Source organism: Cystobacter fuscus DSM 2262, from assembly GCF_000335475.2.
GTDB lineage: Bacteria > Myxococcota > Myxococcia > Myxococcales > Myxococcaceae > Cystobacter > Cystobacter fuscus.
This window is the reverse complement of sequence record NZ_ANAH02000066.1, coordinates 108711-121857: the sequence shown is the minus strand read 5'-3', so window position 1 is coordinate 121857 and position 13147 is coordinate 108711. Positions and strand designations below refer to the sequence as shown.

11 protein-coding genes are annotated in these 13147 nt (G+C 67.3%); 2 read left to right on the top strand and 9 right to left on the bottom strand.

Going from position 1 to position 13147, the window contains the following annotated elements:
* Positions 1-148 precede the first annotated feature (148 nt).
* Genes D187_RS41055 through D187_RS41045 form a run of 3 tightly spaced genes read right to left on the bottom strand, consistent with a single transcriptional unit; the run spans position 149 to position 2609 of the window.
* Positions 149-925, bottom strand: a complete 777-nt coding sequence (locus tag D187_RS41055; RefSeq protein WP_002622210.1) for a MetQ/NlpA family ABC transporter substrate-binding protein — start codon at positions 923-925, stop codon at positions 149-151.
* Positions 926-931: 6 nt separating this feature from the next.
* Positions 932-1585, bottom strand: a complete 654-nt coding sequence (locus D187_RS41050) for a methionine ABC transporter permease (protein WP_002622209.1) — start codon at positions 1583-1585, stop codon at positions 932-934.
* Positions 1566-2609: a methionine ABC transporter ATP-binding protein gene (locus D187_RS41045; protein ID WP_002622208.1), complete on the bottom strand. Its 1044-nt coding sequence runs from the start codon at positions 2607-2609 to the stop codon at positions 1566-1568. Before D187_RS41045 ends, D187_RS41050 begins: the two co-directional genes overlap by 20 nt.
* 237 nt (positions 2610-2846) lie before the next feature.
* On the opposite strand from D187_RS41045, the gene D187_RS41040 reads away from it, so the two are divergent.
* Both D187_RS41040 and D187_RS41035 read left to right on the top strand, forming a co-directional pair.
* Positions 2847-4109 carry a methyltransferase gene (locus D187_RS41040; RefSeq protein ID WP_002622207.1) on the top strand — a complete coding sequence of 421 codons (1263 nt, stop codon included), beginning with the start codon at positions 2847-2849 and terminating at the stop codon, positions 4107-4109.
* A 159-nt stretch (positions 4110-4268) separates the two neighbouring features.
* Positions 4269-5039 (top strand): spermidine synthase, encoded by a 771-nt coding sequence (locus tag D187_RS41035; RefSeq protein WP_245591956.1) that lies wholly within the window; start codon positions 4269-4271, stop codon positions 5037-5039.
* A 7-nt stretch (positions 5040-5046) separates the two neighbouring features.
* On the opposite strand, the gene D187_RS51170 is transcribed toward D187_RS41035, so the two are convergent.
* The 6 genes from D187_RS51170 to D187_RS41005 all read right to left on the bottom strand — a co-directional run bounded on the left by D187_RS51170 (position 5047) and on the right by D187_RS41005 (position 13123).
* Positions 5047-6498 carry a patatin-like phospholipase family protein gene (locus D187_RS51170; protein WP_002622204.1) on the bottom strand — a complete coding sequence of 484 codons (1452 nt, stop codon included), beginning with the start codon at positions 6496-6498 and terminating at the stop codon, positions 5047-5049.
* Positions 6499-6650: 152 nt separating this feature from the next.
* Positions 6651-7532 (bottom strand): CheR family methyltransferase, encoded by an 882-nt coding sequence (locus D187_RS41025; protein ID WP_002622203.1) that lies wholly within the window; start codon positions 7530-7532, stop codon positions 6651-6653.
* Between the two features lie 26 nt (positions 7533-7558).
* Positions 7559-8071, bottom strand: coding sequence for a chemotaxis protein CheW (locus D187_RS41020; protein ID WP_002622202.1), 513 nt, complete (start codon positions 8069-8071; stop codon positions 7559-7561).
* Positions 8072-8089: 18 nt separating this feature from the next.
* Positions 8090-9748: a methyl-accepting chemotaxis protein gene (locus tag D187_RS41015; protein WP_043434191.1), complete on the bottom strand. Its 1659-nt coding sequence runs from the start codon at positions 9746-9748 to the stop codon at positions 8090-8092.
* Between the two features lie 9 nt (positions 9749-9757).
* Positions 9758-11464: a methyl-accepting chemotaxis protein gene (locus D187_RS41010; RefSeq protein WP_020918625.1), complete on the bottom strand. Its 1707-nt coding sequence runs from the start codon at positions 11462-11464 to the stop codon at positions 9758-9760.
* A 42-nt stretch (positions 11465-11506) separates the two neighbouring features.
* A complete protein-coding gene (locus tag D187_RS41005; protein WP_002627707.1) occupies positions 11507-13123 on the bottom strand; it encodes a chemotaxis protein CheA in 1617 nt (538 codons plus the stop codon).
* Positions 13124-13147: the final 24 nt, after the last annotated feature.

Here is a 13147-nt window from a genome sequence, read left to right as displayed (position 1 = left end):
ATGCGGCGGGAACCATTCTGGCCCCTGATTTAACCCGGACCCGGCTCTGACTGAACGAACGAATCCGGGTCCGCACCATCCTGAAGCCCCTCGGCCGGCTCGCCACGGTCCGGCCCGAGGGCCACCTGGCCCCTTGGAAAAGCCCGGCCTACCAGGCCGTCACGACGGCGCCGCGAAACGTCTCGTCGATGAAGCGCTTGACCTCGGACGAGTGGTACGCCCGGACCAGGACCTGGAACTCGGGACGGGAGCGCTGGCTGTCGCGCACGGCGAGCACGTTGGCATACGGAGAGGCAGCGGCCTCTCTCACCAGCGCGTCCTTCAGGGGACTGAGTCCCGCTTCGAGCGCGTAGTTGGTGTTGATCGCCGCCGCGTCCACATCGTCGAGCGCGCGAGGGAGCTGCGCGGCATCGAGTTCGATGAACTTGAGCTGTTTCGGGTTGGCTTCGACATCGACGACGCTGGCGTCGATCCCCACCCCCTTGCGCAACTGGATGAGCTTCTCGCGCTCGAGCAACTTGAGGACGCGCCCACCGTTGGTGGGATCATTCGGGAGCGCCACCCGCGCCCCCTTGGGCAGTTGCCGCAGCGAGGTGTGCTTGCGCGAGTAGACACCGATGGGAAAGGTGACCGTGCGCGCGATGGAGACAATCCGGTAGCCGCGGTCCTTGTTCTGCTGGTCAAGGTAGGGCTGGTGCTGAAAGCTGTTGGCGTCGAGCTCACCGGCCGCCAGCGCCTCGTTGGGCTGCACGTAGTCGCTGAACTCGATGATCTTCACCGTCAAGCCTTCCTTGGCGGCGACGCGAGCGACCACCTCGAGGATCTGTGCATGGGGCCCGGCGGTGACGCCCACCTTCAAGACACGCGGCTGAGCAGAAGCAACCGCGGAAACGCAAAGGACGAGGAGAAACAAGCCGCGAAGCATCGGAGCCTACTTTCGCGAGAGCCGGCGCACGAGGACATCGCCGGCGAGTTGAACCGCATTGACCAGCACCATCAACACCACCACCACGGCGGCCATCACCCACGGCTGGAAGCGCTGGTACCCATAGCGGATGCCGAGATCTCCCAGCCCGCCGCCGCCCACCGCACCGGCCATCGCCGAGGAGCCGATCAGGCTGATGACCATGACGGTGACCGCGGCGATCAGGCCAGGCAGCGCTTCGTGGAGCAGCACCTTCCAGACGATCTGCCAGCGGGTCGCCCCCAGGGAGCGGGCCGCGTCAATCAGCTCGCGATCCACTGCCTGGAGCGCCGTCTCGAAGAGCCGCGCCACGAACGGGGCCGCGGCGAAGGCCAACGGAACGATCGCCGCGCGAGTGCCAATGGCAGTGCCCACCAGGAGCCGTGTCAGCGGAATGATGCTGACCATGAGGATGATGAACGGCGTGGAGCGGGTGGCGTTCACGATGAGCGCGAGGACCCGGTGGAGCCACGGCCGCTCGTAGAGGTGGCCGGGAGCGGTCAGCAACAGCCCGACTCCAAGTGGCAGCCCGGCGGCGACCGCGAGCACGCTGGACACGCCCACCATCACCAGCGTCTCCAGGAGGGAATTCCCCAGCAACTCAAGCATCGCCGGCGACATGGCCGAGTACCTCGACTCCAATGCGACGTTCGCGCAGGAAGTGGATCGCCGCGCCCATCCGCTCGGGCTCGCCCGAGGCCAACAGGGACAGGCTTCCCCATCTGCGGCCCTGGATATGCTCGATGCGCCCGGCCACCACGTCGACGTTGAGTTCGAACCGCCGCACCAGCTCGCTGACCAGCGCCTCGTGCGCGGACTCGTCGGGCACCGCCAGGGTGATCAACGTGGCCGCTCCGAGGCCCGATCGACTCTTCGCTTCGAACCGAAGCGCCTCCGGAATGGGCGAGGCACCCAGCTCCGCGGCGAAGCTCCGCGCGGTCTTCGAGAGGGGCCGCGTGAAGATGTCGAAGACGCGACCCTGCTCGACGATTCGACCGCCCTCCATGACCGCGACCTGGTCCGCGAGCCGCCTGACGACGTCTCCCTCATGCGTGACGAAGACGATGGTCAGCCCCAGCTCCTCGTTGAGCTCGCGCAGCAACTCGAGGATCTGCGTCGTCGTCTCCGGATCGAGCGCCGAGGTGGCCTCGTCGCACAAGAGCAGCTTGGGAGACGTGGCGAGCGCCCGCGCGATCCCCACGCGTTGCTTCTGGCCTCCGCTGAGCTGCGACGGCCACGCCTCTTCCTTGTCCTTCAGTCCCACCCGCGCCAGCAGCGAGCGCACCCGCGGAACAATGTCCGCGCGCGAGTGGCCAGCCAGCTCGAGCGGCAAGGCGACGTTCCCGGCCACGGTCCGCCGCGAGAGCAACCCGAAGTTCTGGAACACCATTCCGATGTCGCGTCTCGCAAGGGCCAGCGCCGGTTCGTCGAGCCGCGTCAGGTCACTCCCATCAATCTCCACGGAGCCCTGCTCCGGCCGTTCGAGCAGGTTGATGGTCCTCAAGAGCGTCGTCTTGCCCGCGCCGCTGCGCCCGATGATCCCGAACCTCTCGCCCTTGGAGATCTCCAGCGAGACTCCGTCGAGCGCCCTCTCCGCTCCCTTCGCGGTGGAGAAGGTCTTCACCAGATTTCGCAGCCGAATCACTGAAGCCCTCCGGGCTCGAGCCGCATGGGGCCCTGGCCGCTACCGCACGGCGGCAAGCTGCCAGACGTGGAGTGGGTTGGAACGCCGCGAACCCGCCGTCTCCCCGGTCGCATCCGTTATAACGGACACTCGTCCAATGTCAACGCCAATGGCCTCTGACCAGGATGGACTTCTTCCGTCTCGCGGGATACGCAGCCTGTTTCAAGTGCTCGTTCGTGGTGGGTGAAGTGGAAGAGGATGAACCATCAAGATCGGCTCGAAGCGCTCACCGACCTGCTCAGGCCGTGGTCCGAGCTCTGGTCTCGTTCCATCCTCCAGAATTGGCCGGAGTCCGGAGCCGCTTATCTCGAATCCTGGCTGCCCTACGCTGAATCGCTCGACGAAGAGGGCGAACGAAGGCTGGATGATGGGGAGCTTCCAGGTGAGCCGCCCCGGTCGCTGCATTCGCTCGTGCTCGCGCTTCGAGAACTGACAGCGCTGCCCTGGCATGAAGGCGTTCGACGTCTGACGACCGCCGACGCGCAGGGACTCAATGCCAAGAAGGCCCATGAGATCGAACGGGTCCTCGCCCTGCTCGGACCGAGAACCCAAACGATTCGTCAGGCGGTCGACATCGGTGGCGGCATGGGACATCTCGCTCGTCTCTGTGTCAGGACTTTCGATTGGACCTTCCACAGCATCGATCGTGATGCCGCTTTGCAGGAGAAAGGCCGGGACTGGCTGCGAAGGGCCCGGACCCTGCCGCGGGAAAAGCTGTGTTTCATCCACTCCTCCGTCGAAGACGGGCCACAGCGCGAGATTGATCCGCTCTTTTCCGGTCAGGATCGGGTCTCCATTGGTCTACACACCTGCGGGTCGCTCGCGCTGACGCAGATTCGCAAGAGCCAGCAGGCAGGACTCCTCCTGAACTTTGGTTGCTGCTACGACCAGATGGATGCCGCACGGGACTACCCTGTCTCCCGCTTCGGCAAGGCGCATGGACTTCCCATCACCCGACGTGCCCTGTTCCTGGCGACGCGTGGACGACACCACAAGACCGAGGCGGAGTTCGCGCTGATGAAGCGCGTCAACCAGCAACGGTTCGCGCTCGATCTCCTGCTGAGGCGGAAGTTTCCCGCGCTCGGCTTCGTGCGGGCGGGGGATGCACCCAAGAAGCTCTATGCCGAGAGTTTCGCGGCCTATGCGCGTGATCGCCTGGAGCGCCTGCGACTCGATGTCGGCATGACGGACGCCGAGCTGAATTCCTTCGAATCGTCCGCTCGCGCCGAGACGCGACGCATCTTCCTCTGTCATCTGCTGAGGGATCGCTTCGCGAGAGCCCTGGAGATCGTGATTCTGCTCGATCGCGCGCTCCTCCTCGAGGAGATGGGCTTCCAGGTCGAACTCCTGCAGGTCTTCGAACCGCGCCTGTCCCCACGCAACATCGCCCTCATCGCGTCGAGGGCGGAGCCTTCGGCGAACATCCGGATCGCTCCTGCCCAACAGCCTCTCAGGATTTGATTTGAATGATGTGGATGTCCGGCTCGAGTTTGCACACCATGTGGAGTTGGCTTCCATTACCTATCACCAGATTGAAATGAGGATTCGGCAGCAGGTTCACCACCATATCGTCCCTCGGAGCCCTCGCCCGGAGCGCCGGTCCGTGCTACCGATTTGCTCGTGAGCGAATCAACAACAGTGGTCCACGAGGCCGACTCGCCCTTCGGGCCCGTGTACGTCGTGGACGTGGGCGACCAGCGCTCGCTGCGTTTCGACAGCCCGGAGGGCACCCTCCAGAGCGCCATTCTCAAGAGCGATCCGCTGGCGGTCCCCATCAGCTACGTGCGCGTGGCCACCGCCGGGCTCGCGCTCACCCAAGGCCGCTCTCGACTCCTGGTGGTGGGCCTCGGCGGAGGCTCGTTTCCCATGCTTCTGCACCGGCTCCTGCCCCGCAGGGCACGGATCGACGTGGTGGAGCTCAACCCGGTGGTGGTGGATACGGCCCGGCGCTTCTTCGGCGTCCGCGAGGACCACCGGCTCCTCATCCATGTGGATGAGGGCTCCCGCTTCATGACGCGGCAGGGCCCTCGTTACGATCTCATCTTCCTGGATGCCTTCTCGGACCGTGGCACTCCGGACCACCTGAAGGAATCGCGCGCGTTCTTCGAGGATGTCCGGCACAGACTCTCGTTCGGGGGCGTGGCGGTGCTCAACATCGCGCTGGAGGATCCACGCAACGTGGCGAAGCGCATCGAGACCTTCGCCAGCGCCTTCGAGGACTGCGCGATGCTGCGAGGCGCCTCGCAGTACGGCAACCTCATCCTGGTGGGCACGCTGGAGCCCCTCCCCTCCGAGCCCCTGTTCCGGCAGCGACTCTGGCGGCTCGCGCGCGAGCTGGATTTCCCGGAGCTCGCGGAGAGCGTGGTGTCCTTCAAGCGCGTCTCGGGCTGAGCGGTGTCTACCCGCTCCGGCCCGCCGTGGCGGCCTGGTTCGACAGCGCGTAGGCATTCAGGAAGGCCCGGGTGTAACGCGCACCCGACTCCACCAGGAAGTCGTAGTCGGCCGGCATGAGGCGGAAGTCCGACGTGCCGATGTAGTCGGTATAGATCGGCACCGTGCGGTTGCGGTCCGTTGGCGCCATGTCCTTGCGCTGACTGGAGGCGAGGATGGTGTTGAGCAGGCCCGACATGAAGTCGCCCACGGAGAGGGTCTTCCTCGTCCGAAAGCCTCCCATCAGGCGGGTGGTGAGGTCGACGTTGCGCGCGTCCATGAACTTCTGCAACTCCCCCATGTCCACGAAGCCATCCTTGCTCTCGTCGAGCTGCGTGAAGATGTCCTGCACGTGGGTCGAGCCAAAGAGCAGGACGGCGTCCTCGTTCGTGAACTTGCCGCTCGTGAAGAGCTCCTCGCACTCCTTCCGGCTGATCCGCCCGTCTCCGCTGCGCTCGACGTTGGCCAGGGCCTCCAGGAGCCTGCCGAAGGCGCTCTCCAGGTCCGCGATCCTCGCGTCCCGCTTCTGGATGGCGACATCGATCGCCTTGCGCGCCCGGGAGAGCTTGGTATCCGGGCGGGGCGGCGGGCTGGCGCCGTCGGCGAGCCAGGCGGACGTGAGATCCTGGTCATCGGCATTGAACGCGGTGAACCCCAGCGTCGCCGGGTTGGGCGGAAAGAACGTCTTCGCCGGATCGGCGAGCTGCTCGATCTGCGAGAAGGGCCGCAGCCGGCGCAGGAAGGTGTCCTCGGGACGCATCGAGAGCCACCAACCATCGAAGGCGCGCAAGGGGTAGTTGTTGAGAACACCGCCGTCCGTGTAGAGGTCTTCCTCGTTCCAGGAATTACTGCCCGTACCGAGCGTCCGGAAGACCCGGTAGGGCCGCATGAGCACCGGGAGTGACATGCTGACGGTGACGGCGACCCGCACCGGCATGTTCGGCGTCGTCTTGGGATGGCAGTACTCGATGTTCATCCGGGAGACATTGGTGATCGGCACGCACAGCTCCCGGCCGGTCCGCTCGAGGAGCTGCGCGAAGGTCACGTCCTTGGAGCCTGTCCGCGAAGCGAGATGCTCTCCGACGAACTCGAGCAGGCGCGCGCCAGGGTTCATCCCGTAAGAACGAAAGATATTGAAGAGTCCGCCGAGCATTCCCATGCGCGCGTCCTGCATGAGCCAGGTGAAGTCGGTCGACTTCAAGATGCTAGCCATCTCCTGCGCTGGGAACCCCAGCGCGGTCCAGGTCGCGCACAGGCTCCCGACGCTCGCGCCCGAGACCCGCTTGATGCGATTGGGGTAGATGCCTTCCTCCTCGAGGACCTGGAGGGCTCCAGAGTACGCGACGCCCTTGACGCCACCTCCCTCGAAGACGAGGTTTTCCCAGGGCCACTTCTCCGCTCCGCTCGGAGCCGGACCCATGGAGGATTTGGTATTCGATTCTGTTTCCAGATTTTGGACCATTCGATAAGTTTAACTCCGGCGTCCGCCCTGGATCAAGCAATGGAGACAGCTCGTCCAACGCAAAACAGAGCGAGCGGGAAGCGCGTGTGGAGTGGCAGGCGCTCAATCATTCAAACAGGGCCGCCGCCACTCACGGGCTGCGGGGACTTCGCGCAATAGATGTTGGGAGCCACGCAGCGAGCGGGCTCGGCACCTCCGGTGAGGCTCTCGGCGTGCCCCAGGAAGAGGTAGCCCGTCGGAGGCAGCCGGCGCATCAGCGAACTCAACACCTGCCCCCGGGCCTGGGCCCCGAAGTAGATGAGCACGTTGCGGCAGAAGACAAGCTCGAAAGGCCCCTCCGGCCAGCCGTGCTCGTCATTCAGGTTGATGCGCGCGAAGCGCAACACCGCCCGCAGCTCCGGACCCGCCTTCATCCACCCCTCCTGGCTGCGCACCCCCTTGAGCATGAAGGTCCGCAGCAGGGGCCGGGGGATGCCCGCCGCCCGCTCCACCGGCCAGAACCCCTGCCTCGCTCGCTCCAGCGCCCAGGTAGACAGGTCCGTCGCCAGCACCTCCAATTCCCACCCCGAGCCCGGTGGGAAGTGCGAGAGCAACGTCATCGCCAGCGAGTAGGGCTCCTCTCCCGTCGAGCACCCCGCGCTCCACACCCGCACGCGCCTGGGCATCAGGCCCTGCGCCGCCCGCCGCGTCCACTCCGGGAAGACGCGCTGCCGTAGGAACTCGAATTGCCCCGGCTCGCGGAAGAAGTGCGTCTCGTTGGTGCAGAGGCAGTCCAACATCCGCACCCGTTCCTCCTCGTTGCCGCGGATGCAGACGAACCGGTAGTAGGCCCCGAAGGACGTCAGCCCCAGCGCCCGCACCCGCCGGGACAACCGCCCCACCAGCAGCGCCTGCTTCGAGGGGCCCAGGTGGATGCCCGCCTCCCGCTCCACCAACGTCTGGAAGAGGGAGAACTCCCGCTCCGACAGCGGAAGCGGACCCACGCCGGACACGACCGCCTCCGAGGAGCTTCCCGCCCTCATACGCCCCCACCGGCCGCGGCGCCCACCAGTCCCAGCAGCTCCTCCGCGGACAACATCCGGTCCAGGTCCAACAGGAGGATGAAGCGCTGCTCCTGCCGGCCCATGCCTCGCAGGTAGTCCACCGGCGTGCGCGTGCCGAAGGCGGGCGGCGGCTCGACGTCGTCCGGCGCCAGGTCGAGCACCTCGCTGACCGAGTCGGCCAGCAGCCCCAGCGTGGTGCGCTCGCCGTCCATCATGGCCTCGACGACGACGAAGCACGTCCAGCGCGTGATGGGTCGAGGACCCAGTCCCATCTTCACCGCCAGGTCCACCACGGGCACCACCCGGCCCCGCAGGTTGATGACTCCCAGCACCGAGGAAGGCATCCCCGGCACCCGCGTGATGGGCACGTGCTCGATGATCTCCCGGATGCGCAACAGCTCGATGGCGTACGTCTCGCCGGCCAGGGAGAAACCCAGGTACTGCGCGGGACGGGTGACCTCGGAGAGGGGATTCGTGTTCGTGTTCATGGGGGGAGGTCCTTCATCCTAGAAACGCTTGAAGTCATGATCCGGCGTGGGCGACAGCTGCATCGGCAGCACCCGCGCCACCGCCTTCAGCCCCCTCGCTGGCCAATGCACGGGCGGGGGCGTCGGGGCGGGACCCGGCACGTGTTCCGGCGGCGGCCCCCTCCCCGACTCCACCACCCGGAAGAACGTCATCATCTGCTGCAGGGACTCGGCCTGGGCCGCCAGCTCCTCCGCCGTCGACGACAACTCCTCCGCCGCCGAGGCGTTGCGCTGCGTCACCTGATCCACCTGCACCATCGCCCGGTTCATCTGCGCCACCCCGCTGGCCTGCTCCCTGGACACCGCCGCCACCTCCTGCACCAGGTCCGCCGTCTTGCGAATCGATGGCACCAGCTCCTTGAGCAACCTCCCCGAGCGCTCCGCCACCTTCACGCTGCTGCCCGCCAGACTCCCTATCTCCTTGGCTGCCTTCTGGCTCCTCTCCGCCAGCTTCCTCACCTCCGCGGCCACCACCGCGAATCCCCTCCCGTGCTCCCCCGCCCTCGCCGCCTCCACCGCCGCGTTCAACGCCAGCAGGTTCGTCTGGTACGCAATCTCCTCCACGATGGAGATCCTCTCCGCGATGGCCTCCATCGCCTCCACCGTCTCGTTCACCGCCCGCCCGCTCTCCTGCGCGTCCGCCGCGCCCTTCACCGCCATCGCCTCCAACTGCCTGCTCGTCTCCGCGTTCTGGCTGATGGAGGCGCTCAGCTGCTCCAGGCTCGTCGTCGTCTCCTCCACCGAGGCCGCCTGCGTGCTGGTGCCCTGCGACAGCGCCTGCGCCGCCGCCGCCACCTGCCCCGAGGCTCCCGACAGCGAGCCCACCGCTCCGCGCACTTCCCCCAGCACGCTGCCGAAGCGCCGCACCATCTCCCTCATCCCCTCCATCATCCGCGCCGTTTCGTCCCGCCCTCGCACCTCGATGGCCGTGGTGAGGTCTCCCGAGGCCAGCTTGCCGGTGAGCTCCACCGCCTCTTGCAGTGGCCGGACGATGCTGCGCGACAACAGCCACGCCAGCAGCACCGCCAGCACCGGTCCCACCACGCCTCCCACCACCAACATGAGCTTCACCAGGTCCACCCCCTTCCTGGACATCTCGCTCCGCTGGTCGCGCTGGATCTGCTCCTCGTGGCGGATGGCGTTCGCCAGCTCCCGCATGGATGCCACGATCTTCTGCCCCTGGGCATCCTTGACGTACGCCACGAGCCGCTCCAGGGGGACACGGCCCGCGTCCACCTCCCGGCGCAGCGCCACCTCGCGCTCGGCGTAGGGGAGGAACTTCTGTTGGTATTGGTCCAGCAGTTGTTGCAGCCGTTCCTGCTGGCGAGGGTTGTCCATCGTCAGCGACTTCACCTTCGCGTGGCTGGCGAGGAACTCGGTCTGCCGTTGAGGCACGAACTCGAGGAAGGTCTCGTCGCTGGTGAGCGCGAAGCCCTGGAGCCGGGCTTCATGATCTATCAGGGCAACGCCCATGCTCCGGACTTCCAACAGGCCCTCGTAGGAGCGGTAGTCGTTCACGGCCGACTCCACCAGCGCCTGGAAGAGAAAGAAGGTTCCCCAGGCGACCATCGCGAGCAGCGAGACGAACGTGCCGAACCCGAGCTGCATCTTCCGAGTAATGCTGACGTTTTCGAACATGGAGGGCCCCTAGAAGCGCTTGAAGTCGTGGTCCGAGGTGAACGACGCGCGCTCGGGTGCCGCCGGGAATGACGGGGTTGGCAGCTGCGTCGGCAGCGGCTGCGCCACCGCCTTCAGCCCCTGCACGGCTGGGGGCATCGGGAAGTGCGCCGGTGCGGGCCTCGGCGAGCGCGCCGACTGTGCCATCCCCTGCACCGCCCACCCCGACTCCACCACCCGGAAGAACGTCATCATCTGCTGCAGGGACTCGGCCTGGGCCGCCAGCTCCTCCGCCGTCGACGACAACTCCTCCGCCGCCGAGGCGTTGCGCTGCGTCACCTGGTCCACCTGCACCATCGCCCGGTTCATCTGCGCCACCCCGCTGGCCTGCTCCCTGGACACCGCCGCCACCTCCTGCACCAGGTCCGCCGTCTTGCGAATCGATGGCACCAGCTCCTTGAGCAACCTCCCCGAGCGCTCCGCCACCTTCACGCTGCTGCCCGCCAGACTCCCTATCTCCTTGGCTGCCTTCTGGCTCCTCTCCGCCAGCTTCCTCACCTCCGCGGCCACCACCGCGAATCCCCTCCCGTGCTCCCCCGCCCTCGCCGCCTCCACCGCCGCGTTCAACGCCAGCAGGTTCGTCTGGTACGCAATCTCCTCCACGATGGAGATCCGCTCCGCGATGGCCTCCATCGCCTCCACCGTCTCGTTCACCGCCCGCCCGCTCTCCTGCGCGTCCGCCGCGCCCTTCACCGCCATCGCCTCCAACTGCCTGCTCGTCTCCGCGTTCTGGCTGATGGAGGCGCTCAGCTGCTCCAGGCTCGTCGTCGTCTCCTCCACCGAGGCCGCCTGCGTGCTGGTGCCCTGCGACAGCGCCTGCGCCGCCGCCGCCACCTGCCCCGAGGCTCCCGACAGCGAGCCCACCGCTCCGCGCACTTCCCCCAGCACGCTGCCGAAGCGCCGCACCATCTCCCTCATCCCCTCCATCATCCGCGCCGCCTCGTCCCGCCCTCGCACCTCGATGGCCGTGGTGAGGTCTCCCGAGGCCAGCTTGCCGGTGAGCTCCACCGCCTCTCGCAGCGGCCGGACGATGCTGCGCGACAACAGCCACGCCAGCAGCATCGCCAGCACCGGTCCCACCGCGCCTCCCGTCACCAGCATCCGGGAGACAGACAGCGTCTGCGCGTCGGTCTCCTCCAGGAGACGGCGGCGCTGCTCCAGCACTTCCTGCCGGAAGAGATCCGAGGTGCTGGACATGCGCTCCATGCTTTTTCCTCCCTTGTCCTCCTTCACGTACTCGACGAGCTGCTCCAGGGGGACACGGCCCGCGTCCACATCCCGGCGCAGCGCCACCTCACGCTCGAGGTGAGGGAGGAACTTGTTCTGGTACTGGTCCACGAGCTGTTGCAGCAAATCCTGCTCACGCGGGTATTTGGCCGTCAGCACATTCAGCCGGGCATGGGACTCGAGAAACGCGGCCTGACGCTGGGACAAGGGCTCGAGGATGTCTTCGTTGCCCGTGAAGGCGTACTCCAGCGCCCGGTGCTCCATGTCCATCACGCTGATGCCGAGGGCCTGCAGCTCCAGCCGCACATCATGCGAGCGGTAGTACCCATCATTGCTCACCAATATCTGGAAGAAGACGTAGGAGCTCCAGATGACGGCGGCGAGCAACACGACGAGGAGTCCAAATCCGAGCTGCAGCTTGCGGGCGATGGTGAAGTTCTTGAGAAGCATGGTCGTCCTTCGAGCGGTTGGAGGATTCAGGCCATCAGGGCGTCAGCCCATGGCGGCCCGCTGGCGGATGGCGGTGCGCAACAGGGTGGGCACGTCCAGGACGAGCCCCACGCGACCGCTGCCGAGAATGGTGGAGCCAGACACGCCAGGCAGGTGGCGGAAGAGCCGGCCCAGTGGCTTGAGGACGCACGGGCCCTCGCCATACAGCGCGTCCACCACCAGGCCCGCCCGGCTCCCACCGTGGCCCAGCACGACGACGCTCTCCCGGGCCGACACGGGGCCGTCCACCCCCAGCACCTCGCGCAGCCGCAGGTAGGGCAGCGAACGGCCTCGCAGACTCAACAAGCCGGCACCGGACTGCCCCTGGCGCTCCGCGGGCAACTCCAGACACTCGCGCACCGCCGCCAGCGGCAACACGTACGTCTCCTCGCCCACGCCCACCGAGAAGCCCTGGATGGAGGCCAGCGTCAGCGGCACCCGCAGCGTCACCGTGGTGCCCTTGCCCTCCTCGCTGCGCAACGACACCAGGCCCCGCAGCGCCTCCACGCTCCGGCGCACCACGTCCATGCCCACCCCGCGCCCGGAGACCTCCGTCACCGCCTCCGCCGTGGACAGCCCCGGCAGGAAGATGAGCTCCTCCAACTCCTCCACCGTCATCCGCCCGGGCTCCATCCCCAGCTCGCGCGCCTTCTCCCTCAGCCGCGCGTAGCGCAGACCCCGGCCATCATCGGACAGCTCCACCACCAGCGAGCCCGGCTCATGGAAGGCCCTCAGCACCAGCGTGCCGCACGCCTCCTTCCCCGCCGCCCGCCGCTCCTCCGGCGTCTCCAGCCCGTGGTCCACCGCGTTGCGCACCAGGTGCAGCAGGGGCTCGCGCAAGCCCTCCACCAGCGCCGTGTCCACCTCCACGTCCTCGCCCTCCAACACCAGCCGCGCCCACTTGCGCTCCACCCGCGTCAGGTCGCGCACCGTGCGCAGGTGCTGCCGGAAGAGCGGGCCCACCGGCACCATCCGCACCCGCATCACCTCTTCCTGCAACTCCTCGTGGAGGCGGTCCGCCTCGTGGTGCACCTCCTGGGCCTCCTCGGCCGTGCCCGTGCTCAGCACCTGCGCCAGCCGCGTGCGCGCGATGGCCAGCTCTCCCGTCAGGATGGCGATGCGGTCCAGCTTCTCCACGTCCACGCGCAGCGTGCGCCCGCGCCGCCCACCCACCTCCACCGCCGATTCCTCGGCCGGCCTGGTGAACACCCCCCGGCGGGACTCCTGCTGGCGCAAGGACTCGCAGCAGTTCCTCAGCCGCGCCACCAGCCCCGCGTCCTCCTGCGCCGGCCGCTCCTGACCCGCCAGCACCGCCTGCAACAGCTCTCGCAGCCGGTCCACCGTCGCCAGCAGCAGCGTCACGTGCTCGTCGGACACCGGAGGACGCCGCTCCAGCAGCGTCTCCAGCACGTCCTCCAGCACGTGCGCCACGTCCGTCATTCCGGAGAAGCCCAGCGCGCCCGCCGCCCCCTTCACCGAGTGCGCGGCCCGGAAGATGGACCGCAGCCGCTCCTGGTCCGGGTGCTCCTCCAGCGAGACGAGAATCTCCTCCATTCCGGTGAGGAGCTCTTCCGACTCCTCCGCGAAGGTGGCGAGCAGCTGCTCGCGATCCAGATCCAAAGCACTCCCCCCTTTTCTAGAAAT

What these genes read in the sequence shown, in the direction of transcription:
- D187_RS41055 (WP_002622210.1), bottom strand. Translation starts at nt 925, where the DNA reads ATGCTTCGCGGCTTGTTTCTCCTCGTCCTTTGCGTTTCCGCGGTTGCT.
- D187_RS41050 (WP_002622209.1), bottom strand. Translation starts at nt 1,585, where the DNA reads ATGTCGCCGGCGATGCTTGAGTTGCTGGGGAATTCCCTCCTGGAGACG.
- D187_RS41040 (WP_002622207.1), top strand. Translation starts at nt 2,847, where the DNA reads ATGAACCATCAAGATCGGCTCGAAGCGCTCACCGACCTGCTCAGGCCG.
- D187_RS51170 (WP_002622204.1), bottom strand. Translation starts at nt 6,498, where the DNA reads ATGGGTCCGGCTCCGAGCGGAGCGGAGAAGTGGCCCTGGGAAAACCTC.
- D187_RS41020 (WP_002622202.1), bottom strand. Translation starts at nt 8,071, where the DNA reads ATGAACACGAACACGAATCCCCTCTCCGAGGTCACCCGTCCCGCGCAG.
- D187_RS41015 (WP_043434191.1), bottom strand. Translation starts at nt 9,748, where the DNA reads ATGTTCGAAAACGTCAGCATTACTCGGAAGATGCAGCTCGGGTTCGGC.
- D187_RS41010 (WP_020918625.1), bottom strand. Translation starts at nt 11,464, where the DNA reads ATGCTTCTCAAGAACTTCACCATCGCCCGCAAGCTGCAGCTCGGATTT.